Raw genomic sequence first — 25,898 nt, 5'->3', positions numbered from 1 at the left:
CATCGCTACACTTGGGGTATTGGCTTTCAAGGAGTTGTGATTCGTTTGACCATGGATTCGGGCCAGATGGCCACCCTTTGCATCGAAGGACGCGCCTTCTTTATCGGTGATCTGCACGGCGAGCGTCGCCAGCTGAGTCAACTGCTGGGTAACGTGGGTTTCAGCCCGGAAAAGGGCGATCGCCTGATCTGCGTCGGCGATCTCATCGATCGCGGCCCCGACAGCGTCGCCTGCCTGGACCTGTTGGAGCTGCCCTGGTTTCACTCGGTGCTGGGCAACCACGAAGCGATGTTGATGGACGCCCTAAGTGGCGACACCGACTGCCTGAACAGCTGGCTGCGCTGCGGCGGTCAGTGGTTCGAAGCGCTGGAGGACGGCGAGCGCGACGCCGTGGTGGCCAAGGCCCAGCGTCTGCTGCCGGAGGTGCCTCTGGGGCTGGAGATCCAGCTGCCGGCGCTGGATGCCCGCATCGGGGTGGTGCACGCCGAGTGCCCCCACGACGACTGGCTGTCCTTTCGCCAGGCCTGCCAACGGGGCCTGGACAGCCGCCAGGAGTTTCACTGCCTCTGGGCCCGGGACACCCTGAGCCGGATGGGCAAAGGGGAATACCCCACCCCGGTAGCCAACATCGATGCCCTGGTGCTGGGCCACACACCCCAGCAGATGTTCCGCAGCTACGGCAACCGGGTGTGGCTGGACACCGGTGCCGGCTACCCCGCCGGACGTCTCTCCCTGCTCAGCGCGGAACAGATCCTGGAGCTGGTGCGCTGAGGCGCCGTTTCAGCCACACCGACACGGCCGTCGCCAGCACCAGCCCCACCCCATCCGCCATCAGATCCCACCCATCCAGGGTGCGTCGGGGTAAAAAGCCCTGGGTCAGCTCTTCGGCCAGCGCAAAGAGCGCCACCGACAGGCTGCCCCACTGCAGCCACTCGCTGCGACTCAACGCCCGCCACCCCAGGGCCCAGTTCATCAGCAGCGCCAGGGTGCCATAGAGCACCAAATGGCCCAGCTTGTCGCCGTAGGGAACTGCCCCCACCAGTTCAAACCAGACACTGGCTTCACCCCGGTTTGCCATCAGGATCACCCACAGCAGAAAGGCCAGAAAACCGCCTGCGCTCAACCACTTCAACATGTCCGTTCCATTAACCCTGTTGCTGACGTCTTTGTTAAGAAAAGACAACAGGTTACTCTAGGTGTCCTAACAGTGCGAGGAGTCGAACAGCATGATGCGGGAGTTGGAAACCGAACGGCTCAGGCTGCGCCAATGGCAGGACAAAGACCTGGATGCCTACGCCGCCCTGTGCGCCGACGAGGAGGTGATGCGCTACCTCGGCGGCACCACATTGAGCCGGGAGGAAGCCTGGCGGCACATGGCAGTGATGGCCGGCCATTGGCAGCTCAAGGGCTTTGGCCACTGGGCGGTGGAGCACAAGGCCAGCGGCGAGACCATCGGCCGACTGGGTTTCCTGCAGCCCGAGGGATGGCCGGGATTTGAGATTGGCTGGACCCTGGCCCGGGCCTACCAGGGTCAGGGTCTCGCCACCGAAGGCGCCCGCGCTGCCCTGGCCGCCGCCTTTGCCGATCCCCATCGCCGGGAGGTGATCAGCATCATCCACCCAGAAAATCTGGCCTCCAAGCGCCTGGCCCTGGGGCTGGGGGAGCGCTACTGGCGTGATGACGTGGTGCGCGGCTTCGATGTGCAGATCTACGGGCTGACCCGGGAAGAGTACGAGGCGCAGACCCCATGAGCCTGGTCCTGTTGCTTGCCGCCACTTTGACCGCGGCACCGGCCCCCACCCTGCCCTTCGAGCCCTGGCCGGCTGCCGAGCAGGCCCGCGCCCTGGATGGCTGGCCCGAGAGCCTGCGCTACGCCGGCACCCTGTGGGTCAAGCCGCCCACCGGCCTGAACACCCACCAGGGCGGCTGGTCGACCCTGCAACACCTGGGTGGACTGCGTTTCCAGAGCTTCTCCGACCGCCACGGCCACTGGCTGAGCTTTGACCTGCGCCTGACCGATGCCGCGGGGGCACAGGGCGGGGCCGAGCTGAGCGCCGTGGATTACCACGCCCACGGCCAACTGCTGGGCTCCGAGGGCGAGCCGGTGGAGGACGTCGAGTCCATCGCCCAAATCGGAGAGCTGCTGCTGGCCGGTCGGGACGGGGAGCCCTGGCTCTATCAGCTGGACCGACGCCGCCAGGTGGCCGTGCCGCGGCTTGAACTGCCGGGTTACCGCCCCAAGGCCAACGACGGGGTGGAGGCTTTGGTGTTTGTTCACGGTTTTGGCCCCCTATTGGCGGTCTCCGAAAAGACCCGCCCCCAGGGCCTCGGCAAGGACCACCGTCAGGCCTGGCTGTGGCATCCGGACCGCGAGCCGGTGCCCCTGGCGCTGCCCCTGCCCCAGCCCTATCCCCCGGTGGACGCCACCCGGCTGCCGGACGACTCCGTTATCCTGTTGCACCGCCACTTTCACCAGGGCACCACCACCATCGGCTTAAGCCGCTACCCCGGCGGTCCCGAGGCTTGGTCCAACCCCAAACGCCCCCCGTTGGGGGAGGCCCTGCTGACCCTGCGCAGCGACTGGCTCACGCCGGGGGCGCTGGATAATTTCGAGGGGATCGCCGCCTTTACCCATGAGGATCGCACCTACCTTTTGCTTATCGCTGATAACAATTTCGATTGGCAGATCCCGGGAATGCAACGTACCCTGCTAATGCTATTGGAGTGGACCAAGTAAAACTTTCAGCGAACAGTTGTGCGCCGAGTTAGGGAGCTGGTAGGATGACAGACCTCACAGAATCCAAGCAAGGACAGACCGCCTCTATGCAGATCAAGGCGTATTCCGTCGGCGAAGAGATCGCCAATGCCACGACCCACGGGCTCGGCGTGGCCGCCGCCATCGTTGGCCTCACCCTGATGTTAACCAAGGGGATCCCGGTGCTCACCGCCAGTGGCATTGCCGCCATAAGTGTGTACGGGGCGTCGCTGATTTTGATGTTCCTCTGCTCCACCCTCTATCACAGCGTCCAGCACGGTCCGAGCAAGGCGGTGCTCAAGCGGCTGGATCACTGCGCCATCTACCTGCTGATCGCCGGCAGCTACACCCCGCTGATGTTGATAAGTCTGGACAACGACGGTGCCCACCTGCTGCTGGGGGTGATCTGGGCCCTCGCCGCTATTGGGGTGCTGTTCAAGGCCTTCTTCGTCAACCGCTTTAAGCGCCTCGCCCTTATCACCTACCTGGGCATGGGCTGGGCCAGCCTGGCGGTGATCGTGGAACTCTACGCCGTGCTGCCCACCGCCGGCTTTGTCCTGCTGCTGGCCGGTGGCCTCAGCTACAGCCTGGGCACCCTTTTCTACGCCGCCAAGCGCCTGCCTTACACCCACGCCATCTGGCACCTGTTTGTGCTCGGCGGCGCGGTGTGTCACTGCCTGACCATCGCCCTCTACGTCATCCCCTGATCCCGCTCAGCGTCCCAGGGCCGCCGGGTGCAGATCCGGTGGTCGGGCGATGTCACCAAACCGATAATCACACACCCCCTCGGGGAAGGCCCGGTTGAGCTGTTGGCGGTGCTCTGCCATGGCGATGGGTTCGTACATCCCCAAAGCCAACGCCTCATCCACGCTGATCCGCTGGCACTGGAACACCGCCCCTTGCCAGGGCCCACCGGCCTGGATCCGGGCGTTGGTGAACGGCGGGAAGCGCTCGGTGCAGGGCCCGGCCTCCCGGCCATTCCAGGCCCCGTGCCATACGGTCGCGCCCTGGGCCAGGATCTGGCCATCGGCATCGAAGCACTGATCGGTCAGGTCCGAAGGGCGAGGCTGCCCTGAGAGGTCCGCCTCAAGCCAGCGTTCCATGGCGTCGTACGCCACATCCAACGGGGTGTGATCCTGGTGGGAGACCCAGATCAACTGATTGTCGGTGTGACCATGCCAGTCGAGAATCCGCGCCCTGGCCTCGAACGACGCCGAGAGGTGGTGCATGTCCAGCTCCGCCTCCAGGTAGTGGCGCAGGTCGATCACCGGCAGCGGGTTGTAGCCCAGGAACACCTGGCCGCTTCGGTACGCCCGCTCGATGGCCAGCGCATCCCCTTGGGTGCGCGCCGCCACTGCCCCGTCGCTGACGTTGTGGTTGCCCCACACCGTCAGCCACAACGGCAACACCTTGCCAAAGGGCGCCCACAGGGTCTCCGGCTCCATCTCATGACTTTGGCGCCAGCCACCGATACGGCGGTTCAGATGAATGAACTCCTCGGCGGACAATTGCCCTTCCCGCAGGGCCTTGAGGCCGTACTGCACCCCACGGTTGTCCCAGGTGCTGCGACCGAAACCCTGCTCGTTGCGGCCAAGCAATTGATGCATGTCCTCCCAGTAGCTCCAGTGGGTCTGGCGCACCACGTCGTCACTGAACATGGGGCGCAGGTAACCCTGGTGGGGGTTGTGAATCAGGGAGGACAAGCCAAACCAGCCATTGATGCACTCGCTGGAGCCGTCCGGCCAGCGGGGCCAGTGGCCTCGGATCAGCTGGTTGAGGGGCTCCAGGAAGGGGGCGCGCTGGTCAAAGCCCGCCACCGCGTTGAGCCCCTCCACCGAGGGGCGGGCATCGAAGTCCTGCCAGCGCTCGGGATCTTCGGCGCGGAAGGCGTAGTAGGTGTTGAGCAGATCGCAGTCCAGGCCATAGAGGGTTTGGCTCAGCATGTCCGGGTAGGCGTAGAGGGCCAGTCCCCCGTCCAACAGCCCGGAGCCGTTTTGCATCAGCAGGTACTGGGCCAGGCCGCCGCCGGAGCCCCCCACGCCGATGGTGTAGCGCGGCTCGCCATAGAGGCTGACGAACTGACGCTTGACCCGGCGGGCGGTGTCCTCCGCCAACAGCATGTTGTAGGTGTAGGAGGTCTTGTTGCCGGTAGAGCTGATCACCGCGTAGCCGCGCTGCAGCTGGGGCCGCTGCAGGCTGATGAGCTTGCTCGGCCGCAGTCGCCCCTGGCGAAAGCCGATGCCGCTGCCGCCGTGGAACTGGTAGATAAGCTGCTTGCTCCAGAAGCGGGCGTCCTCCCGCGGGGCCTTGGGATCCGCCAGCATCATGATGTAGTAGGGGTAGCGGTTGATGGTGCCGGTCTCCAGACGGTAGATCTCTGCCACCGCCTCACCGTCCACGGTCACCGTCGCCACGTCCGTGGCCGGGGCTTCGGGGTCGTAGGGGTGGGTTCGCCCGTCCTCATCCACGTACCAGTAGCTCAGCGCCGTCTCCAGCTGGCAATCCCGGGAGTAACCGATGATCTCCTCGGTCAGCTCACCGTCCACTTCGGCGTAGATGGGCACCCCCTCCCCAGCCAAGTTGTCCACCAGCGGTTGGCCCAGGCCAGAGTCCATGGTCATGCAGAAGAAGGGGTATTGCCGGGCCCCGGCGTAGAGCGGCTGGGCCGGCCCCACCTCCCCCAGGGCGATGGGAAAGGGGAATCGTTCCTTGGGCCTTTCGGTGTTCATCAGGTGGTGGGGAATGGCCATCGGCGGGGGATCGCCGTGGCCATTGGGCAGGGTTCGAACCTGGTGCTTGGCGTAGGGATGGCTGTGCAGTTCGTACTGACCCCAGGCCACCAATGCCAGCAATGCGACAAGAAGCAAACCGGCGAACGACAAAAGGACCCGTTTCATAGTCACCTCCCTGGTTGAGTATAGGGGGAGGATGTAAATGAAATGATCCTGCGTAACCTTGATTCACCTCGTTTTACTGCCAAAAGTTTTTATTGGCAAAGACTTATGAGATGTGACAACCTTGTGGTGGCGAATAAATATGCCATACTCTACGGCGCAACGTTGTGTAGGTGAACGCAGGTCGTCTCGTTCGCGTCGTTGTTGTCAGGTTTAAGGAGAGGATATGAAAGCAAAACTGTTTATCGGTCTCGCGTTGAGCGCCCTGCTCTTTGGCTGTGCGAACACTTCGGAACTGGAAGCTCAGGTACAGTCACTGTCCAACAAGGTGGACTCACTGTCTGATCAGGTCGGTGCCCTGCGCGCAGACCACAGCCAGATGAACAGCGACATCAAGGCCGCCCGCGCCGCTGCTGAAGACGCGCAAGCTGAAGCTGCCCGCGCCAACGCACGCATTGACAACATGGCAACTGGCTACCGCAAATAAGGCCAGGCCATCCACGAAAAAGGGCGCCAATGGCGCCCTTTTTGTTTGCCCGATTACCGGCTCAGTTGACCGCCATCGGCATGCCGCGCTGCTCCCGCAGCAGGGTCTGTACCCGGGTTTCACTGATGTCGGGGCTGGAGAGCAGCTTGCGCTGCTTGGCGTTGAGCTCCAGGCTCTTAGCCGCCTTGTCCAGCTCCTCGTCATGGCTCAAAGGCTCGTGCACCTCGACGTAGAGGCCACTGGCTTCCTGGGCGATCTTCACCGGCTCGTTGATGATGCGCACCGGCTCCCCCACCCGCACCAGCTCAAACAGCTGCTCGATGTCGTCCGGACGCAGGCGGATGCAGCCGGCGCTGACCCGCATGCCGATACCAAACTCCTGATTGGTGCCGTGGATCAGGTATTCGCCGTTGCCGTAGGAGAGGCGCAGCGCCCGGTGACCCATGGGGTTGTCCGGTCCGGCCGGCACCACTCGCGGCAGCTCGATGCCCCGCTCCTCCAGGTACTCCTTGCGGGTGTTAGCAGTAGGCGTCCAGGTGGGATCTTTGATCTTCTGGCTGATCCGGGTCTCCACCAACGGAGTCTCCCGCCCCACCCGGCCAATGCCGATGGGGAAGACGTGCACCCGGCCCCGAGCGTTGTCGAAAAAGTAGAGCCGCAGCTCCGCCAGATTGATCACCACCCCGCGGCGGGCCACGTCCGGCAGCAGCATCTGGGAGGGCAGCATCACGGCGCTGCCCTGGGCCGGCAGGAAGGGATCCACCCCCGGGTTGGCGGCCATCAGGGCCAGCAGCCCCATGTTGTACTCCTGGGCGATGTGGTCCAGGGATTGCCCTTGCGTGACCCGGTGCTCCATGGGGAAGCCCAGCAAACGGCTGCCCTTGGGCGGCGCGGAATAGATCGCGGCCTGGACGGGCAAACACAACAGCAGCAACAGGGAAATCAACGCACGCACAACGGGCACTCCAATCAGCTAGGAGGCGACAGTGTACCTAGCTCGTCGCTGGATAAAAAGCGCCCTGAATGGGATCCACTCCTTCGAGTCGGGAGCCAGAGCCATCGGCTACACTTGCCCTCAGCCCGGAGGCGCCATGAAGATCCAGCCCGCACTGTCCCAACACGCCGACCAACTGGCCTATCTCATCAACCTGGCCGGAGAGGGGATCCCCGAATATCTCTGGCAAAAGATGGCCGAACCCGGTGAAACGGCTCAGGAAGTGGGTCGTCGTCGCGCTGCCCGGGAGGAAGGCGGTTTCAGCTACCGCCACGCCCAGGTGATCCTCGGGGGCGGACAGGTGGTGGCCATGTGCCTGGCCTACGCCCTGCCGGATCCCTACCCGGAGGAGGATCTGTCCGACTGTCCAGACGTGGTGCGCCCCCTGGTGATGCTGGAGTCCCAGGCCCCCGGCAGCTGGTACATCAACGCCGTGGCCACACGGGCAGCGTACCGGGGTCAGGGGCTGGCCAGCGTGCTGCTCAAAGACAGCGAGCGGCGTGCCCTTCAGATGGGCTGCCCTTCGGTCAGCCTCATCGTTGCCTCAGAAAACCGCGCCGCCAAACGGCTCTATGATCACCTGGGCTTCGAGGCCCGGGCGCAAAAACCCCTGGTGCCCTACCCTGGCGCCCCCCATGGCGGGGACTGGCTGCTGATGGTCAAACCGCTGAGCTGAGTCGCGCCGCAATTCAGCTTGGGTCCATGGCACTTGGGGTAGGCTGTGAACACCCCATTGAATGACACTGCCCCGATGACCCTAAAACCCCTTGGCCGCGCCCTGATGCTGGTGGCTGCATTGGCCCTCGCCGGCTGCAGCAGTCGCGAGCTGCCTGATGCCCCCTCCCCCTACGCCGATGAGACCGTGGTGGTGATCCACGGTCTGGCCCGCAGCGCCTCGGCCATGCGAACCCTGGCCGACGGACTAGAGCAGGCGGGGTACCAGGTGCGGGTGCTGGACTACAACTCCCTGGGCAAAACCCCGGAACAGGTGCACCAGCAGGTGCGCACCCAGCTGAACGGCTGCTGCGATGACGCTGCCCGGGTGCACTTTGTCGGTCACTCCCTGGGGGGCCTGTTGACCCGCTGGTATTTCACCCAGCCGGACAGTGCCGACATTGCTGAACGCCTGGGCCAGGTGGTGATGATCGGCACGCCGAACCACGGCAGTGCGCTGGTGGATCATTACGGTGAGCGTTGGTGGGTGCAGAGCCTGGGGGACACCGCCCTGGCGCTGGGCAGCGACGGCATGGTCACCGAGTTGCCCGAGCCGCCCTTTGCCGCCGGGATCATCGCCGGCACCGACCGACCGGCCCTGCTGGGGTGGCTGAGCGATCCTGTGCTGGGGCCCGACAACGACGGTCTGGTGGCCACCGAGTCCACGCAATTGACGAACATGGCGGATTACCTGGAGGTGGCACGCCACCACAATCGGCTGAGGGACGACCCCCTGGTCATCGAGCAAACCCTGCACTTTCTTCAGCAGGGCCGCTTCAACCACCAACAGGACGCCGATTAGAAAGGTCCGGATGACGGGGTTGCCGAGCAGACCCGCTCATCGATGCCGCCAAGGGCCTCGATACCGCCGTCGCGACGGCGGGTTTCCCGCCACCCGGACCCAAACCAGGTGGACCCGGGGCACCCCATTGGGGATCAGGAGAGGAAGGCGATCCCCGTTGCAGTAGGCCCCGAGTCCGAATGGCCCTGGCCGGGCCTGCAATCTCAATACGTCCCGGGCCGCTCATCCGATCGCCGTGCTCACGGCCAAGCCTCGCCCCAGACAATCACAGGACCGCCCCATCCCCGCCTCCCTTGCAGGGCAGTTTGTAAGCAGCTGTGGCATTCGGGCACAAAAAAGGCGGCCCCGAGGGGCCGCCAAAACGCCGTGTGAGGGCTTGGCTTACTGCTTAACGAACTTGGCCGCGTTCTCGCCGGCCAGGCGACCGAAGGTCACGATGTCGGAGATGGCGTTACCGCCCAGACGGTTGGCACCGTGCACCCCGCCGCTGACTTCCCCGGCGGCAAACATGCCTTTGATCACCTTGCCATCGTCACCGAGCACTTCGGACTGGTTGTCGATCTTCACCCCACCCATGGTGTGGTGCACCGCCGGCGTCACCTCGATGGCGTAGAAGCTGCCCTGATTCAGGCTGCGGGGCAGGTTCGGACGGGCGAAATCGGCGTCCTGACCGCTGGCCACGAACTCGTTGTAGCGGGCCACGGTTTTCTCCAGTTCGGCGCCGTCGATCCCCTGGGCCTCGCCCAGCGCTTTGAGGCTGGCGTTGGTGGGCACCACACCCAGCTCGATGTAGCGCTCAATCTTCTTCAGGGAGTGACGTACGGAGTCATCGAAGATGAGGAAGGCGGTTTTGCCCTCTTGTTCGAGGATGGCCGCGGAGGCCTTGTCCCGGGTGGTGATCTCGTTGACGAAGCGCTTGCCGTCACGGTTGACCAGGATGGCGCCGTTGCCGCGCACCGCTTCGGTCACCATGACACCACCGGCCACGGAGAGGGTCGGGTGGGCCTGGATGTACTCCAGATCCTGCATCGCCGCGCCGGCGTTCTTGGCCACGTCCAGACCGTCGCCAGTGGCACCCGGGTGGTTGGTGGCCGCAAAGCCCTTCAGCTTGGGATCCAGCTCGGAGACGCGATCGTTGTTGCGCCCGAAGCCGCCGGTGGCCACCACCACGGCTTCCGCCTTGATCCAGTAGTAACCGGTGTGCGCGCCGTTCACCAGCACCCCTTTCACCTGGCCGGCCTCGTCCTTGATGATCTCCACCGCGCGGCTGTTGAAGCGGATGTCGATGTCACGCTGGTTGGCGTTGTCGTACAGCACCTGAACCACGTGGGCCCCGACGCCGGCACCGCCGGTGGGACGGTGGGTACGGTTAACCGACGCGCCGCCCATGCGGCCCACGTCGTTCAAATCGGCGCCCAGGCCGGTCAGCCAGTCCACGGAGGCCGCCGAGTGGCCCACCAGCACCTCAACCAGCGCCGGATCGTTGATGTTGCGACCGCCCTTCATGGTGTCTTCGGTCATCAGGGCGAGGCTGTCCTCGATCCCCTTGGCTTTTTGCTGCTGGGTCATGGCGGCGTTCATGCCACCGGCGGCCAGCTTAGTGTTGCCGCCCACCAGGGGCTCCTTCTCCAGTACGATCACCTTGGCACCCTTGTCGTGGGCGGCCACGGCGGCCGACAGGCCGGCACCGCCGGAGCCGATCACAACGATGTCGGTGGTGGCGCGAGGGGCAGCCTTCAGCGCTTTCTCCCGATCGGAGTTGGCTTTGACCAGGGCATCGATGCTCGGCTCCTGACGCTCCCACTTGCCACCGAAAGGCATGTCGTATTCGAAGCTGTGGCAGGAGTCGCAGTAGACCACGGACTTCTCGTGGCCGCTGTGGCAACTGGTGCAGGCGGGCTCGCCCGGCAGGTGAGAGAGGTGGGGGCTGTGCTCCACGTTCTGTTCGCTTTCGGCCACCTCGGCCAGGTCACCGTGACAGCTCTGACACTGCTCGTTCTCGAAGGTCAGGTTGTCGTCGGTGGGGTGGTTGGCGTCACTGTGGCAGTTTTGGCAGCCGCCCATGTCGTTGTGGAAACCGGCCAGGTTATCGGCGGCCAGGGTGGGGGCCGCCAGAACACCGGCGACCAGGCCAGCGGCCAGGGACAGGGTAAACGGGGTTTTCATTCTCTCTCTCCAGTGTGTCCCGACTGGGGGAAGGGTCCAGCGGGGTCAGTCAATTCCCCTCCACTATTGGCAAATGCCCCCGGTGAAAACACCGCGATGGGTGAATTTCTCACGGGCCGTCACAGTTCGAAAATGGGCGTATGCAAGGGCGCATAGCCCCACCGGGCAGGCTATGCAAAAACGCATAACCCGGTGGAAGGGTTTTGTTTTTTTCCTCTCGCGTTGCCAAGGAGTTAACACTTCCGACCGCGGCTTTTCACCGCAGGACAAAGTGGGCGTCACATCACGTTTCAGCGTCTGCCCTCCCCCTAATCTGGCGCTGTCTGAAACAGCCAATGATTGAGGGAAATGATGAATAAATTTGCGCTGTCCACCCTGGCCGTTGCCCTGTCCGCCACCAGCCTGGTGGCCCAGGCCGAAGAGCCGCAATTCTACGGCGCCTTCCGTGCCAGTGTGACCCACGCCGACACCGGTTTTGCCAGCAACCCCGGCGGCGGCGAAGGCACCCAGCTGGAGAACGACTTCTCCATGATCGGGGTGCGCGGCAGCCACGCCGTGAGCGAAACGCTTAAGGTGGTGTACCAGGCCGAGGTCCAGGTCAACGCCATGGACCAGGGCAACGGCTCCGATCCCTTCTCCTCCCGCAACACCTACCTGGGGATGGAATCCAGCCAACTGGGCCGACTGATCTTCGGTCGCCACGACCAGGCCTTTATGCTGGCCGAGGGCAAGGTGGACCAGTTCAACCTGACCAACACCGACATGAACCGCCTGCTGGCGGGCAACAACCGCCACGGCGACCAGGTAATGTACTTCAGCCCCAAGATGGCCGGCTTCCAGGTGATCGCCTCCTACCTGCTGGAGGACGACTACTACGGCAAAGATCAGGCGCCTGAGGATGCGGATCCCTACTCCGTCACCCTGGGTTACGGCGACAAGATGATGAAGAGCCAGCCCTACTTCTTTGCCGTGGCCTACAACGCCGGTATCGGCGGCGATGAAGCGGTGCGCGCCACCGGCCAATACAAACTAGGCAAATTCAAAATCGGCGCCATCTACCAGAACACCCAGGACATCGAACACGACAACCTGGATGGCGACGGCTTCATCATCGACCTGGCCTACGGCCTGACCGACAAGCTGAGCCTTAAGGCCCGTTACGGCCAGGACGACTCCGGCAACGGCGGCTACATCGGTAAGGTGATAGGCAGCCTGAGCGACCTGAACAAGGCGGACGTGGACAGCACCAAGGTGACCAACTACGCCATCGGTGCCGACTACGCCCTGTCCAAGCAAACCAAGCTGTTTGCCCACTACAGTGTGTTCGACGCCGAGGTGGAGACCGCCTCCGCCAAGCTGTACGACGACACCGACAACCTGGTCACCGTCGGCATGCACTTCAAGTTCTGACCTTCGTGTCACTAGCGCGCGCCCGGCTCGGTCCTCCGAGTCGGGCGTTTTTTGCGATCTGGGCAACGCCAATCCGCCCAAGGCCCCTTTAAGATCCCGGTATGAAACGACTCTTTTGCCTGCTGGCGCTCATGTTGACCCTGCCGGCCCATGCCCAGACGCCGGCCGAGCCCATCGTGCTGGGGGTGCACTCCCACACGCCGCCGTTCGAGTGGCGCCAAAACGGCCTGGACACCGGACTGCACGTGGAGCTGATGCAGCGGTTGGGCAAACGCATGGGCCGCGAGGTTCAGGTGCGACGCCACAACCTGCAAACCCTTCTGAATCAGCTCGATGCCCAGGAGATCGATCTGCTGGTGGCGGTCAGCCCGGTGGATCGGCCCCGGGCCCACCCCCAGTCCGACCCCATCTTCACCACCTTCGCCAAGGCCTACTCCCTGCCCTCCCAGCCCTACATCACCGACTGGGCGCAACTGGCGGGGATGCGCATCGCGGTCAAAACCGGCTCCTTTGTTGATGTGTTCCTGGCCGGGCAGGAGTGGGCGTTCGACATCGTGCCGGTGGATCTCTACGAGACCGGCTTCCAGATGCTGCAAGGGGGCCAGGTGGATCTGGTGATCGCCGAGCAGTACGTGGCCCGCCGTCTGCAGCCGCGCTACGACAAGGTGCACTCCGCCTCGGATCCGCTGATCTACGGCTCCTTCACCTACGTCAGCTACCGGGGCAACCAAGCGCTGATCACCGCCATCAACCAGCAACTGCGGCAGATGAAGATCAGCGGCGAGTACGACCGCCTGCTCAACCAGTGGCTGGGGGTGGGTCGGGAGAAGGTGGACCTCGAGGCCACCCAGAACCGCTACACCCAGGCGGCCTTTGCCGTGGCCATCCTGTCGATGATTGGGATGCTGGTGACCTGGCGCATGAGCCGGGGGCTCAAGGCCCGGGACAAGGAGCTGCGCTCCGAGCTGCGACAGAGGCGTAAGGCCGAGAGCGGTTACGCCATGCTGTCCCGTCAATTCCAGTCGGTGCTGGACGGCCTGCCCCACGGCATCGTGCTCTACGAGGCCGATCGCACCCGGTTGTGGGGCAACGACAAGGCCAACGCCTTTTTGTCCATCAAACAGCAGCTGACCAACGATCAGGGGCCGCTGGATCTGGACCGGCGCATGGGCCAGGTGATCAAGCACCATCGCCCCTGGATGGGCCACTACCGGGACCAGGCCAACCGCCATTGGGAGATCCAGTGTCACCCTCTGCTGCGCAAGCAGGTGGTGGTGATGGGGGTGGAGATCACCGAGCAGGTGCTGTTGCGCCAGGAGAACGAGAAGGCCAGCCGACTGGCCTCCCTGGGGGAGCTTTCCGCCGGCGTGGCCCACGAGATCAACAACCCCACCGGGCTGATATTGCAGTCCGTGGCCCTGCTGTCCGATGCCCTGGAGGATCTGGCCCCGGCCTGGCAGGCCTACGAGCAGGAGGACCCTTTCTGGCAGATCGCCGGCCTGCCCCCGGCCCGGGCGATGATGGAGCTGGCCCACAGCCAGGAGAGCATCGGCGACAGCGCCCGGCGGATCAGCACCATCGTCAGCGATCTTAAGCGCTACGCCCAACCGGATCAGGACCAGCCCACCCAGGAGGTGGATCTCAACGCCGTGGTGGCCACCTCCCTGCGCCTGACCACCAACCAGCATAAGGCGTTCGAGGTTACCACCGAGCTGTGCCCCGCCCTGCCCGCCATCCAGGCCCAGCAGCAGGCGATGGAGCAGGTGCTGATCAACCTGATCCAAAACGCCTGCCTGGCGCTGCCCCAACAGGAGGGTCGGCTTAAGCTGACCACCGGCGTCACCAACGGACGCCCCTACCTGGAGGTGGCGGACAACGGCCACGGCATGAGCGATGCGGTGCGGGAGCGGATCACCGAGCCCTTCTTCACCACCCGTCGTGCCGAGGGGGGCACCGGGCTGGGGATGGCGGTGTGCGCCCGGATCCTCGCCGAACACCACGCCCAGATGACCATCGATTCCGCCCCCGGCCAGGGGACGCGCATCCGCATTCATTTTGCCCAGGAGGCGCTGGCATGAGCCACAGCAAGTCCATTTTGATTGTCGACGACGAAGCCAGCTGGCTGCGCAGCATGACCATGACCCTCAACCGCCTGGTGCCCGACGCCCTGCTGGAGACCTGCCTGGACAGCCGCAAGGTGATGGACCGCCTGGGTCAAAGCCCCTTTTCCCTGGTGCTACTGGACCTGACCATGCCCTACGTCAGCGGCGAGATGCTGCTGGCCCAAATTCGTCAGCGCCACCCACAGATCCGGGTGATCATCGTCACCGGGGTCAACGAGGTGGACACCGCAGTACGCTGCATGCGCCAGGGCGCCTACGACTTTTTCGTCAAGACCGGCGAGGTGGCCGCCATGGCCGCCAGCGTCAAGCGGGCGCTGGAGATCGCCAACCTGGAGCAGGCCTACCTGAACCTCAGCAGCCGCTTCCTCGACAAGCTGCTTAAGACCCCCCAGGCCTTTGCCGAGATCCTCACCTGCAGCGAGTCGATGCTGGACATCTTCCGCTACATCGAGGCGCTCAGCGTCAGCCGCCAGCCCATGGCCATCAGCGGCGAAAGCGGCACCGGCAAGCGCCTTATCGCCCGGGCGATCCACCAGACCAGCGCGGCCCAGCACCCCTTTGTTTCCGTCAACCTGGCGGCCCTGGACGCCGATGCCATCGACGACACCCTGTTTGGTCACGTCAAAGGGGCCTTCGCCGGGGCCGACACTCACAGAGCCGGGCTGGTGCGCAGCGCCGGGGCCGGGGTGCTTTTTCTCGATGGCATCGACCAGTTGGGCCCGGACACCCAGGCCAAGCTACTGACCCTGGTGCAAAGCGGCGAATACTTCCCCCTGGGGGCCGATCGTCCCCAGCAGAGCCAGTGTCGGATCCTCTGCGCCGCCACCGAGCCGCTGGATGCGCTGATGCGCCAGGGGAGGCTCAAAGACGAGCTCTACTACCGCCTGCAGGCCCACCAAATTCGCCTGCCCCCCCTGCGGGAGCGGCCGGCGGACTTGCCGCTGTTGCTCAGCCACTTTGTGCACCGCGCCTGCGAGGAGATGGGCAAGGCGCCCCTGCCCATCGATGAGGCGGTGTTCCCCCTGCTTAAACGTCACCCCTTCCCGGGCAACGTGCGCGAACTCGAAGCCCTGGCCTACGATGCGGTCAGTCGCAGCCAGGAGGGCCGGCTATGCCTGGACCCCTTTCGCCAGGCGGTGCCGGCCAGTGAGGACGCCACCCCGGCAGACCACCTGGTCTTCCCCGCCCAGCTCCCCACCCTGGCCCAGATGGATGAGCTGCTCATTGACGAGGCGATGAGTCGCACCGCCGGCAACCAAAGCGCCGCGGCGGCGCTTTTGGGCCTCAGCCAATCGGCCCTGAGCCGCCGCCTGGCCAAGCACAAGGCCTGAACCGAAAAGGGCCCGACATTGGAGTCGGGCCCTTTTTCTTTGAGCGGTTACGCCTTCAGGCGTTTGCTGCCCGCCGCGACGCTCATCCGCTTAGCTCTGTCGGGCATCAATGCGTAGTCCTCGGACTTGATGGTGCTGACAAACTGCCAGTGGGCCTGGGCCTCGGTGGGGGTGAAGGTCACCGTCATAAAGCCCCGGTCCGCCACGTTGACGTACTCCAGCCCCGCCACCAGAGACTGGATCCCCGCTTCGGCCTCGACCACCCCCTCCGGGGCGATCCCTAGGTAGGACTCCAGGCCCGGCGAGGTGACCGAGGCGGTGGCAAGCTCCACCCCCACCGCCTGCCCGGCCGCGTTTAAGAGGTTGTTGGCCCAGGCGTTGTGAGTGTCACCGGCCAGCACCACCAGGTTGGCGTCCGCCGCCAGCGCCGTGCCCAGCACCACCTCCCGCTCGTAGGCATAGCCGTCCCAGGCATCCAGGTTGTAGGGGATGGACGGCTGCTGCAGGGCGGCGATCACCTCCGGGGTCAGCCGGGGGCCGTTGACCAGCAGATAGGCCTGCTCCTCCTGGGTCAAGGTGTCTCCGGCCTGGGCCCGCTGGGCCAGCTGGGCGATGTAGGCCAGGTCGGCAAACTCCGACAGGGACATCTGCTGAGTGGCGATGGCCGCCGGCAGCACCATGGTGCCCATCAGCACCTGCTGGCCCAGCACCTGCCAGGTGGCGTCGTTGGTGAGCAGCTCCCCCTGCAGCCAGGTCAGCTGCTCCGCCCCCAAAAGCGTGCGGTTGGGGTCGCTGATCTCGGCGGCAAAACGGGCGCCGTCGAAGGCGCCGGTGGACGGGTCCTGGTAGTTGGCGTAATCGAGCTGCTGATCGCGGCCGATCACCCGGGTGTCCATCATGTGCAGGGCCGCCAGCTGACCAAAGGCGAAGCTGCGGTAGATAAGATCGCTGAAGTCCGCCTGGCTGGGAGGCCGGATCGGCAACCACTCGAAGTAGGCCTGCAGCGCCGCCAGCTTGCGCGCCTCGTACTCGCCCTCCCCCTCGTTGTGGTTCTCGGCGCCATCACGCCAGGCGTCGTTGGCGATCTCATGATCGTCCCAGACGGAGATGAAGCTGTGGGCCGCGTGGGCCGCCTGCAGCTTGGGATCGGTGCGGTACTGGGCGTAGCGGGCCCGGTAATCCGCCAGGCTCACCATTTCGTGCGCCGGCACCACCTGGCGCCCCAGGGCCTCGGCATCCTCGGACGCGTAGCCCCCCTGCTCGTACTCGTAGAGGTAATCCCCCAGGTGCACCACCGCATCCAGCTCACTGAGCTTAGCCACCTCGGCATAGACGTGGAAGTGACCGGCGGGGTAGTTGGCGCAGCTGACCACCGCCAGGGTGACCCGCTCCACCGCCCCTTCGGGCAGGGTCTTGCCCTGGCCCACCGGGGAGTCCGTTTCGCCGCAGCGGAACCGGTAGTAGTAGCGCTGACCCGACTCCAGCCCCTGGGCGTCCACCTTGACGGTGTAGTCCCGCTCCGGCCCTGTGGTGGTGCTGCCGTTGGTGACCAGCTGGGTGAACTCAGCGTCGCTGGCCACCTCCCAGCTCACGGTCACGCTCTGCTCCGATTCCGGGGTCACCCGGGTCCAGAGGATGAGCCCCTTGTGGCTGGGATCGCCACTGGCCACCCCATGATCAAAGCGGGCGGCCACCGGGTTGGGATCGCTGTCCTGGTCGTTGTCACTGCAGGCGGTCAGCCCCATGGAGAGCACGGCGCTGCCGGCGCCGAGGGCGGAAATTTTGAGAAAGTGACGGCGTGAAAGTCCCTGATGCATTGCCTGTTTCCTTGGTCTTCGTATAGTCCGGCAACATATTGGCAACGCTTTATGTCGGTCAAGTGACCATTGAAGACAGGATCCCCTGTCCGAAAAGGCCACCCCGGGGGAAACGCGCGCTCGGACAGCTTAGGGACGTGGGCCCTGTGCCTGATTGCAGCGGCGCTCGAAGCGGTCACGAAACTGGGCCACGGCACGGGTTTGTCGCGCTTGCTCCGGCCAGCGGGGGTGGATGTAGGCGGCGATCACCATCTCCCGAAGCAGCGCCACCTCGGCGTCGAACATCACCTCCGCCATAGGGGTGCCCAGTTGGCGCGACAGCATCACCGCTTCGGCCATCTCGCCCACCGGCTCGCAAGGGTGTTCCGCCGCCAGCGCCGGACTGCACAGCAGCAACAGGCTTATCAGCCCCTTTCCCGTCATACTCCCGCCTACCACGCCAGTGCCCCTCATCTCGGCAATCGGGATCCCCCGATGGTTTTTCCTCATCGCCACCATGCGTTTAGGCTCGCAGGGCGCGGGCAAGAGACTAGGGGGTGAGCCCTAACCTGAGCTTAACGTCTGGGGTAAAGGCGCCGAGGGGGTTGCCGGAGATTGGGCACCCAAGGGCGGATTCAGGGCTTGGAGGGGGGCTCGTCGTCCGGATTGCGACGCCAGAGATCGCCGATGGGATCCTCAGGGTCCTCCTCATCGGTGGCCCCCTGCCCCTCCCAGTCGTAGCGTTTCACCTCCGGCTTGGGATCCTGGCGCCACCACAGCAGGGCCCCCACCACCCCGGCGATGGCGCCGGCCAGATGGGACTCGTAGGAGATCCCCATCTCCCGGGGAAAGATGCTGTAGATCATGCCGCCGAACATGAAAAAGGCGATCATCATCAGCGCCAGGGAGCGCTTGTCCCGGCGCAGCAAGCTGGAGAGCAGCAGATAGAAGAAGATCCCATGGGTTAGGCCGCTGGCCCCAAAGTGCACGCTTGGGCGGGCAAACAGCCAAACGCCCACACCACTGACCAGCCACACCAGGGCCACCACCTTCCAACGGGTCTTGGGGTAGCCGTAGATGAGCGCGGCCCCCAGCACCAGCAGCCCCACGCTGTTGGCCGCCAGGTGAGCGGCGGAGCCGTGAATCAGCGGCGCCAGGGGGATCCCCACCAGCCCCGGCAGCGTGCGCGGGGCCACCCCCAGCACCGAAAGATCCATCCCCAAAAGCCATTCGGCGGCCTTGATGATCCACAGCACCAGCAGCACCCAGCTCATCAAAAGGACGCTCTGGGAGAGGGTTCGGTCCGGGCGGGCTGGGGTCATCGATGCTCCTTGGTGGTTGATTCGGGGCTAACAAGAGGACCCGGCCACGGCGGCCTCTCTCACATCACATGGGGGAGAAAAGTTCGCAAATCAATGGCGCGCACCATATTCTTCGATGACTCAACCCAAGGACAGCCTGACAACCCTAAGGAGACACCCATGACCTCCCCCCTGCCCGCCATGGGCGCTGGCACCTTTCGCCTGAAAGAGGACGTCGCCTACCAGTCGGTCAAGACCGCGCTGCAGCTGGGCTACCGCCACATCGACACCGCCCAGATCTACGGCAACGAAGCCGAAGTGGGCCAGGCCATCGCCGACAGCGGCCTGGACCGGGGCGAGCTTTTCCTCACCACCAAGGTGTGGCTGGATAACCTGGACCCGGCGCGCTTTATCGACAGCGTCAAAGAGAGTCTGGCCAAGTTGAAGACCGACTATGTGGATCTGCTGCTGATCCACTGGCCCCCCAAAGCCGGGCCGTCGATGGAGGATTACCTGGGGTGTCTGCAGGCCTGCCGGACCCAGGGACTGACCCGCCACATCGGCGTCTCCAACTTCACCCGGGCCCAGATGGATGAGGCGATTGAGATCCTCGGCAGCGGTGCCCTGCTGACCAACCAGGTGGAGGTGCACCCCTACCTGCAAAACGCCCTGGTGGTGGATCATTGCGAAGCCAACGGCATCGAGGTGACCGCCTACATGCCCCTGGCGGTGGGCAAGGTGCTCAGCGACCCGGTGATCCTGGGGATCGCCGACAAGCACGGCGTCACCCCGGCCCAGGTTACTCTGGCCTGGGTGCGGCAACTGGAGATGGCCACCATCCCCTCCTCCACCAAGGCCGCCAACCTGGAAGCCAACCTGGCCTCGTCAAACGTCACCCTGGACGAAACGGACATGGCGCAAATCGAGCGGTTGGATCGGGGCGAACGCCTGGCCAACCCGGACTTCGCCCCGGACTGGGACTGAGTCTCCACCGCTTAAAACAACACACCCCGCCGAAGCGGGGTGTGTGTTGTCAGGGCCGCCTTACTGGCCGGAGAAGGTCGCCTCCAGCTTGGCGTTGTCCACGTGGGATTCCAGCCCAGCCAGGCTCTTGGCCACCTCGGGGCTGGCGAACAGCTCGGTGGCCGCCACCTGGCCCAGCACCTCGAACGCCCCCTCCAGCGCCTTGGGCCCCTCGAACTTCACCGCCTTGACCGCGGTCTCCTTGCACACCTCGGTGATGAGGGTGACAAAGAGGTTGGCGGCATCGCGATTGATCAGATCCGCCTGGGCCTCGCTCAAATCGGCGATGTCCCCCACCGCCGGGTGCTGCGCCGCGGCACTGAACATCCACTTCACCAGCAGGAACTTGTCCTCGGTGGTGGAGCCCTCTACCAGGCAGCGGGAGAGATCCTGGGAGTAGACCCCCGCCTGCAGCGGCATCGACAGCGCCAGGGTGAGGCCGAGCGCCAGGGTACGAAGTCCTTTCATGGTATTGCCATCCTTTTGGGTTGTTCTGCGGCCCGACTGGCCGGACGTTTGAGTCGTTATACCACTGTTTTACAGACAGAAAAAAGCCCGTCACCGGGACGGGCTTGGCGCTTAGGCTTTGGGGTCCTCAGACTCGTCGGGCCCGTAGTGCACCTCGATAAAGGTCACCGGCCCCAGCACCCCCAGGGCCGAGACGCTGCGGGCCTCGAACCGGTTGGCGCCCTGGGATAGGGTCAAGCTGTGGCGGTCGCCCTCCAGGTCCTGCCAGGGGCCGCCGTTGTGGCGTACCTGGAAACGATCAAAGCCGTTCATGGCGCTGTGCAGCTGCATCGACAGCTCCCCCCGCGCGGCAACCCGCCACATGTGGGCCAGGTAGTCCTCGTTGGTCTGGATATCGAACGTCTCCATGACTTTTTGGAAGTTGCCGTCGTCGTTGTCACTGGGCAGGGCCGTCAGGGAGACCAGGGTTTGATTGAGCTGCGGGTAGGCGACCTCGGGCATGCGGGTGAACACCCGCAACGACTCGGAGCCCATCCCCTGGAAGGTCAGCGCCGGCTGCTGCGCCTCCATCATCAGGTAGACCCGCTGGCGCTTGCCATAGAGGTGACGCGAGGAGGTGTGAAAGCCCAGGTAGTTGCCCAAGAAACCGGCGTACTCCTTTGCCACGCTCTGCGGCTCCAGGGCGTTGGCGGCGGCAAAGGCCGGGGTGATGACAAAGTCGATGGCCTCAAACTGGCCCGCCTGCTTCAGGGCGAAGATGTCGTAGACATTGAGGTACTGCCCCTGGTGCTGGGCGTAGATGCTGAACTGGGGGTCGAAGAACACCCACTTGTTCAGCGCATTGGACCACACCTCGGTGGCCACGTGGCCCATGGCGAAGCCCCCGTAGGCCACGTCGGTGGATTGCAGGCCGATTTGACGACTGTGGTGGCCCATGGCCGAGAGGATGTCCGCCATCACCTGGCCGTACTCCACGCAGCGGTAGCGCTCCCCCTGCTCGTGCACGCTTTTGAGGATCTCCAGTGAGCTCATCCCCGCCGGCGGTTGGTTCATGCCATCGTGCTGCCACTGGCTGGCCACCCAATCCATCACCTCGATAAAGAGATCCGGATCCGAGTGGCCGGCAAAGCGCACCCGCTCCATCACGTAGGCCATCAGCGCCGGGTCTTGACCCAGGCTCAACTCCTCGGCGGACTCCACCGACAGGGTCTGGAAGTTGTTGGTGTCGGTCACCTCCACCTTCCACAGCGCCTCGGCCCAGGCGCCGGTCGCCCACAGGCACAGCAGTGCCCCGGCCAGCGGCCTTTTCAATTGCTTCATCAACCTCTCCTTGTACGGGCATCCACGCCCTCAACGTCCATATTGAAGTCGCAACATGCGGCAAAACCCCATTCAATACAATGGCTTTGTGTTTATGCCCCTATGCGTAACAGCCCCAACCCGGGCACAAAAAAGCCCACCGCAGTGGGTGGGCTTTTCTTATCCGGCGTTTTCTCAGGCGGCCTGCACCTTCACGGCGCACACCTTGAACTCCGGAATTTTGGCCACGGGATCCAGCGCCGGGTTGGTCAGCACGTTGGCCGCCGCCTCGGCAAAGTGGAAGGGCACAAACACCACCCCCGGCTGCATCCGCTTGGTGATGAACGCCGGCAGGGTCAGCTCGCCGCGACGGGTGGCCACCTTGATCGGCTGACCGTTCACCAGCCCCAGACGCTCGGCGTCCGGAACCGAGATCACCGCCATCGGGCCGGCCATGGCGTCCAGCCCCGCGGTCTTGCGGGTCATGGTGCCGGTGTGGAACTGGGCCAGCTGGCGCCCGGTGGTCAGTACCAGGGGGTACTCCTCGCAGGGCAGTTCCGCCGCCACCCGGAAGGGCACTGCGGCAAACTGCGCCTTCTCGGTGAGCAGGAAACGCTCGGTGTGCATGATGGGGGTGCCCGGGTGAGTCACCTCCGGGCAGGGCCATTGCAGGGACTCGCGCTCGGTGCGATCCCAGGTGATCCCCCGGTAGCTCGGCGTCACGGCGCAAATTTCATCGGCGATCGTCCGCTCGTCGGCGTAATCCCAATCGTGGCCCATGGCGTTGGCCACCGACTGCAGGATGGCCCAGTCCGCCCGGGCCGCCCCCGGGGCGCTGACCGCGGCGTTCAGCCGCTGCACCCGGCGCTCGGTGTTGGTGAAGTGACCCTGCTTTTCGGCAAAGGCGAAGGCCGGCAGCACCACGTCCGCCAGCTGGGCGGTTTCGGTGAGGAAGATGTCCTGCACCACCAGGAAATCCAGGGCATCCAGCGCTTCGAGCACGTGGTGCTGGTCCGGATCCGACAGCACCGGGTTCTCGCCCATGACGTAGAGGCCCTTAAGCTGGCCCTCGGCCATGGCGTCCACCATCTCGGTCAGCTTGAGCCCCGGGGTGCGCGGCAGCAGCGCGTTCCAGTGGCCCTGGAAGCGTTCGATCAGGCCATCGTCCGGCAGCTTCTGGTAACCCGGCAGGTAGTTGGGCAGCGCCCCCATGTCACAGGCACCCTGCACGTTACTCTGGCCCCGCAGGGGGTTGATCCCGCCACCGGCCATGCCGATGTTGCCGCACAGCAGCTGCAGGTTGGCCAGGGAGCGGACGTTGTCGGTGCCGGTGGTGTGCTGGGTGATCCCCATGGCGTAGTACACCGAGGTGCGCTCGGCGGTGCCGATAAGGCGCGCCAGCTCGGCGATCTGTTCCGGCGCGATGCCGGTGACCGCCGCAGCGTTCTCCAGGCCGTACTCCGAACGCATCACCTCGGCTTCCAGCGCCTCGAACTCCTCTGTCCGCGCGGCGATGTAATCGCTGTCCTGCCAGCCGTTGGCCAGGATCTGCTGCATCACGGCATTGAGCAACATCACGTCGGTGCCGGGACGCTGACTGAGGTAGAGGTTGGCGTGGAAGGCCAGGTCAATCTTGCGCGGGTCAATCACCACCAGGCGGGCGCCCTGCTTCACCGCCTGCTTCAGGTGGGAGGCGATGATGGGGTGGGCGTTGCTGGTGTCCGAGCCGATCACCAGGATGAGATCGGACTGGGCGATGCTGGGGATGTCGTTGGTCATCGCCCCGCTGCCCACCGCCGGCTCAAGGCCGGTCACCGTGGTGGCGTGGCACAGACGGGCACAGTGGTCGACGTTGTTGGTGCCCAGCACCACACGGACAAACTTCTGGAACAGGTAGTTGTCCTCGTTGGTGGTCTTGGCGGAGGAGAAGCCCCCCAGGGCGTCGGCGCCGTGGGTCGCCTTGATGGCCCCCAGACGCTCGGCCACCAGGGCGATCGCCTCCTCCCAGCTGGCCGGCTGCAGCTGACCGTCCCGGCGAACGAGCGGCTGGGTCAGGCGCTCATCGGAGCCGATAAAGTCGAAGCCGAAGCGGCCTTTGACGCAGAGCATGCCGTCGTTGACCGGCGAGCCCTCCACCCCGGTGACCTTCACCACGGCGTTTTTGGCTTCGTCCACGTGCAACGTGATGCCACAGCCCACCCCGCAGTAGGTGCAGACTGTGTTGACCTTCTTGTACTGCTCCGCCAGGCCGTGCTGATGCTGGGTCTTGGCGGTGATGGCGCCCACAGGGCAGGCCTGAATGCACATGCCGCACTGGGCGCAGTCGGAGGAGGCCATCAGCTCACCGTCGCCGATCTGCACCCGGCACATCGCCTCGCCGGTGGGGAAGTTCAGCACGTTGTGCACCCCCTGCTCGCGGCAGGCCTCGACGCACTGGCCGCAGCTGATGCAGCGGTTGCGGTCGAAGCGGATAAAGGGCGAGCTTTCGTCGATGGCGAACTTCTGGGGCGCCGGCTTGGCCAGGTCCTCGTCGCGAATCTTGTACTCGGTGGCGTAGTCCCGCAGATCACAGCTCTGGCTCTTCTGACAACCGCAGGCCAGGCAGCGGGCGGCTTCGGCGATCGCCTCGTCCACCTCGAAGCCCAGCTCCACCTCATCGAAGGAGCCGGTGCGTCGCTCGCCGGTCAGCTCCGGCATCTTCAGGCGCTGCTTAAAGGGCACTTCGTCGTAGTAGCGCGCCTCCACCTCCTTGAGGCTCTCGGCCTTGCGGGCGTTGTACTGCTCCGGATCCGGGCTGAAGTGGCCCTCTTCGAAGTAGCGCAGCATCGCCTCGGCGCTGCGTCGGCCCTCGCCGATCGCCTCCACCGCGGTGGCTGGCCCCAGACGGAAGTCGCCGATGGCAAAGACGTTGTCGATGCCGGTGTGCAGGCTGTCCGGGCAGGCGTCCGCGGTGTTCCAGCGGGTCAGGGGGATCGCCCCTTTGGGTATAAAGCTGGTGTCCGGCTTCTGGCTGACCGCGGGGATCACGGTGTCAAAGTCCAGCCACTCGAACTCACCGGTGGGCTCGGGACGACGGCGACCGGAGCTGTCCGGCTCGCCCATCTCCAGGCGCTCCACCTTAACGGCACACACCCGGCCATACTCGTCGGCGCGGTTCTCCACCGGCACGGAGAGGAAGCGGAACTCCACCCCCTCGACCTCCGCCTCATGGATTTCGTAATCCTCGGCGGGCATGTCCGCCTTGGTGCGGCGGTAGATGAGGGTCACCTCGGCGCCCTGGCGCAGGGCGGTGCGGGCACAATCGATGGCGGTATTGCCGCCGCCCACCACGGCCACCTTCTGTCCGGTGGCCACCGGCAAGCCGGAGGAGAACGCCTTGAGGTAATCCACCCCCAGGATCACCCCGTCAAGCTCGGAGCCGGGGTAATCCATGCGCACCGCCTTCTGAGCCCCGATGGCCAGGCAGACGGCGTCGTAATCCTGTTTCAGGGTGTCGAGTTTGATCTCCCGCCCCAGGGCGGTGTTGGTGTGAATGCGCATCCCCGCCCGGCACATCAGCTCCACCTCCCGGGCCAGGGTGGCCTTGGGCAGCCGGTACTCGGGAATGCCGTAGCGCAGCCAACCGCCGGCTTCGGGCATCGCCTCGAACACGTCCACCTCCACCCCTTCGTGGCTCAGGAAGTAGCCGGCGGCCAGGCCCGCAGGGCCGGCGCCGATAATGGCCACCTTTTTGCCGATGGGATCCTTAACCGGGGCCAGGTGTGGTTCGCCGGCCAGATCGATGTCGGCGGCGTGGCGCTTGAGCTGACGGATCGCCAGAGGCTCGTCCACCAGGGTGCGGCGACACTCGGACTCACAGAACGCGGGGCAGACCCGGCCGATGGAGAGCGGCATCGGCAGGCTCTCCTTAACGATGGCGTTGGCCTTGACCGCGTCTCCCTGGGCGATGTGGTAGAGGTAGCTTTGCACGTCTACCGCCGCCGGGCAGGCCACCTTACAGGGGGCTTCGCAATCGGCGTGGTGATCCGCCAGGATCCGCGCCAGGGCGGCCTGACGATGCCGGGTGATCGCCTCGGAGTGGGTCACCACGGTAATGGGCTGGGTCAGGGTGAGTTCACAGCTGCGCGTCAGCGCGCCATCCACCTCGACCACGCAGAGGTCGCAGGGGGTCTTGGGGCCGTTGGGGTTACGGCCACAGAGGGCGGGGATGGAAGCCCCCTGTTCCTTGGCAAAATCGAGCAGTCGCGCCCCTTCGGGGGCCTGCAGAGTCTGGTTGTCCAGGGTAATGTCGATCATCGTTGTCCATCATGCCCGCGGGGTACGCCGGCTTGCCTG

General features: G+C 65.0%; 21 protein-coding genes. 11 read left to right on the top strand and 10 right to left on the bottom strand.

The annotated features are described in order from the left end of the window. Nucleotides 1-51: 51 nt before the first annotated feature. Nucleotides 52-771 (top strand): metallophosphoesterase, encoded by a 720-nt coding sequence (locus tag KUV81_RS05145; RefSeq protein WP_261389292.1) that lies wholly within the window; start codon nt 52-54, stop codon nt 769-771. Here KUV81_RS05145 and KUV81_RS05140 read toward each other — a convergent pair. After that, the gene (locus KUV81_RS05140; RefSeq protein WP_222542770.1) at nt 737-1,135 is read right to left on the bottom strand and encodes a VanZ family protein; all 399 of its coding nucleotides are present in this window, start codon (nt 1,133-1,135) and stop codon (nt 737-739) included. The two genes, KUV81_RS05145 and KUV81_RS05140, sit on opposite strands and share 35 nt — an antisense overlap. Nucleotides 1,136-1,226: 91 nt before the next feature. Here KUV81_RS05140 and KUV81_RS05135 point away from each other — a divergent pair, with 91 nt between their 5' ends. From KUV81_RS05135 to trhA, 3 genes are read left to right on the top strand one after another with little or no spacing between them, the layout of a single operon-like run. Beyond that, the gene (locus KUV81_RS05135) at nt 1,227-1,751 is read left to right on the top strand and encodes a GNAT family N-acetyltransferase (RefSeq protein WP_222542769.1); all 525 of its coding nucleotides are present in this window, start codon (nt 1,227-1,229) and stop codon (nt 1,749-1,751) included. Further along, nucleotides 1,748-2,737, top strand: a complete 990-nt coding sequence (locus tag KUV81_RS05130) for an esterase-like activity of phytase family protein (RefSeq protein ID WP_222542768.1) — start codon at nt 1,748-1,750, stop codon at nt 2,735-2,737. Before KUV81_RS05135 ends, KUV81_RS05130 begins: the two co-directional genes overlap by 4 nt. A 44-nt stretch (nt 2,738-2,781) precedes the next feature. Next, complete coding sequence (trhA, locus tag KUV81_RS05125) at nt 2,782-3,462, top strand: PAQR family membrane homeostasis protein TrhA (protein ID WP_222542767.1); 681 nt, start codon at nt 2,782-2,784, stop codon at nt 3,460-3,462. Between the two features lie 6 nt (nt 3,463-3,468). Here trhA and KUV81_RS05120 read toward each other — a convergent pair whose 3' ends face one another. Then, nucleotides 3,469-5,652 (bottom strand): DUF6351 family protein, encoded by a 2,184-nt coding sequence (locus KUV81_RS05120; RefSeq protein WP_261389196.1) that lies wholly within the window; start codon nt 5,650-5,652, stop codon nt 3,469-3,471. A gap of 223 nt (nt 5,653-5,875) precedes the next feature. Here KUV81_RS05120 and KUV81_RS05115 point away from each other — a divergent pair, with 223 nt between their 5' ends. Continuing rightward, nucleotides 5,876-6,136, top strand: coding sequence for an Lpp/OprI family alanine-zipper lipoprotein (locus KUV81_RS05115; RefSeq protein WP_222542765.1), 261 nt, complete (start codon nt 5,876-5,878; stop codon nt 6,134-6,136). 61 nt (nt 6,137-6,197) lie between these two features. Here KUV81_RS05115 and KUV81_RS05110 read toward each other — a convergent pair whose 3' ends face one another. After that, the gene (locus tag KUV81_RS05110) at nt 6,198-7,091 is read right to left on the bottom strand and encodes a L,D-transpeptidase family protein (RefSeq protein WP_315900041.1); all 894 of its coding nucleotides are present in this window, start codon (nt 7,089-7,091) and stop codon (nt 6,198-6,200) included. A 136-nt stretch (nt 7,092-7,227) separates the two neighbouring features. On the opposite strand from KUV81_RS05110, the gene KUV81_RS05105 reads away from it, so the two are divergent. After that, the gene (locus KUV81_RS05105; RefSeq protein ID WP_222542764.1) at nt 7,228-7,806 is read left to right on the top strand and encodes a GNAT family N-acetyltransferase; all 579 of its coding nucleotides are present in this window, start codon (nt 7,228-7,230) and stop codon (nt 7,804-7,806) included. Nucleotides 7,807-7,881: 75 nt separating this feature from the next. Continuing rightward, nucleotides 7,882-8,646 carry an alpha/beta fold hydrolase gene (locus KUV81_RS05100; protein ID WP_222542763.1) on the top strand — a complete coding sequence of 255 codons (765 nt, stop codon included), beginning with the start codon at nt 7,882-7,884 and terminating at the stop codon, nt 8,644-8,646. A 381-nt stretch (nt 8,647-9,027) separates the two neighbouring features. Here KUV81_RS05100 and KUV81_RS05095 read toward each other — a convergent pair whose 3' ends face one another. Further along, nucleotides 9,028-10,812 carry a flavocytochrome c gene (locus KUV81_RS05095; protein WP_222542762.1) on the bottom strand — a complete coding sequence of 595 codons (1,785 nt, stop codon included), beginning with the start codon at nt 10,810-10,812 and terminating at the stop codon, nt 9,028-9,030. Nucleotides 10,813-11,163: 351 nt separating this feature from the next. On the opposite strand from KUV81_RS05095, the gene KUV81_RS05090 reads away from it, so the two are divergent. The 3 genes from KUV81_RS05090 to KUV81_RS05080 all read left to right on the top strand — a co-directional run bounded on the left by KUV81_RS05090 (nt 11,164) and on the right by KUV81_RS05080 (nt 15,676). Continuing rightward, a complete protein-coding gene (locus KUV81_RS05090) occupies nt 11,164-12,222 on the top strand; it encodes a porin (RefSeq protein ID WP_222542761.1) in 1,059 nt (352 codons plus the stop codon). Between the two features lie 101 nt (nt 12,223-12,323). Next, nucleotides 12,324-14,300: an ATP-binding protein gene (locus tag KUV81_RS05085; protein ID WP_222542760.1), complete on the top strand. Its 1,977-nt coding sequence runs from the start codon at nt 12,324-12,326 to the stop codon at nt 14,298-14,300. Next, nucleotides 14,297-15,676: a sigma-54-dependent transcriptional regulator gene (locus KUV81_RS05080; protein ID WP_222542759.1), complete on the top strand. Its 1,380-nt coding sequence runs from the start codon at nt 14,297-14,299 to the stop codon at nt 15,674-15,676. The genes KUV81_RS05085 and KUV81_RS05080 overlap by 4 nt, the downstream gene beginning before the upstream one ends. A gap of 47 nt (nt 15,677-15,723) precedes the next feature. On the opposite strand, the gene KUV81_RS05075 is transcribed toward KUV81_RS05080, so the two are convergent. The 3 genes from KUV81_RS05075 to KUV81_RS05065 all read right to left on the bottom strand — a co-directional run bounded on the left by KUV81_RS05075 (nt 15,724) and on the right by KUV81_RS05065 (nt 18,794). Next, nucleotides 15,724-17,493 carry an alkaline phosphatase D family protein gene (locus KUV81_RS05075; RefSeq protein ID WP_222542758.1) on the bottom strand — a complete coding sequence of 590 codons (1,770 nt, stop codon included), beginning with the start codon at nt 17,491-17,493 and terminating at the stop codon, nt 15,724-15,726. A 129-nt stretch (nt 17,494-17,622) separates the two neighbouring features. Next, nucleotides 17,623-17,916 (bottom strand): hypothetical protein, encoded by a 294-nt coding sequence (locus tag KUV81_RS05070; RefSeq protein WP_222542757.1) that lies wholly within the window; start codon nt 17,914-17,916, stop codon nt 17,623-17,625. 191 nt (nt 17,917-18,107) lie between these two features. Next, nucleotides 18,108-18,794, bottom strand: a complete 687-nt coding sequence (locus KUV81_RS05065) for a rhomboid family intramembrane serine protease (RefSeq protein ID WP_222542756.1) — start codon at nt 18,792-18,794, stop codon at nt 18,108-18,110. A gap of 159 nt (nt 18,795-18,953) precedes the next feature. Between KUV81_RS05065 and dkgB the strand changes: the two genes are divergently transcribed. Further along, nucleotides 18,954-19,757 (top strand): 2,5-didehydrogluconate reductase DkgB, encoded by an 804-nt coding sequence (dkgB, locus tag KUV81_RS05060; protein ID WP_222542755.1) that lies wholly within the window; start codon nt 18,954-18,956, stop codon nt 19,755-19,757. A 60-nt stretch (nt 19,758-19,817) separates the two neighbouring features. Here dkgB and KUV81_RS05055 read toward each other — a convergent pair whose 3' ends face one another. The 3 genes from KUV81_RS05055 to fdhF all read right to left on the bottom strand — a co-directional run bounded on the left by KUV81_RS05055 (nt 19,818) and on the right by fdhF (nt 25,859). Continuing rightward, nucleotides 19,818-20,264 carry a hypothetical protein gene (locus tag KUV81_RS05055; RefSeq protein ID WP_222542754.1) on the bottom strand — a complete coding sequence of 149 codons (447 nt, stop codon included), beginning with the start codon at nt 20,262-20,264 and terminating at the stop codon, nt 19,818-19,820. A gap of 111 nt (nt 20,265-20,375) precedes the next feature. Then, entirely contained in the window at nt 20,376-21,584 is a 1,209-nt protein-coding gene (locus KUV81_RS05050) for a hypothetical protein (RefSeq protein WP_222542753.1), read from the bottom strand. 174 nt (nt 21,585-21,758) lie between these two features. Further along, on the bottom strand, nt 21,759-25,859 hold the full coding sequence (gene fdhF, locus KUV81_RS05045; RefSeq protein ID WP_222542752.1) for a formate dehydrogenase subunit alpha: 4,101 nt from the start codon (nt 25,857-25,859) through the stop codon (nt 21,759-21,761). Nucleotides 25,860-25,898: the final 39 nt, after the last annotated feature.

The organism is Ferrimonas balearica, from assembly GCF_019802085.1.
GTDB lineage: Bacteria > Pseudomonadota > Gammaproteobacteria > Enterobacterales > Shewanellaceae > Ferrimonas > Ferrimonas balearica_B.
Note: the sequence above shows the minus strand (reverse complement) of the source record. Positions and strands in the feature narration are given on the sequence as shown.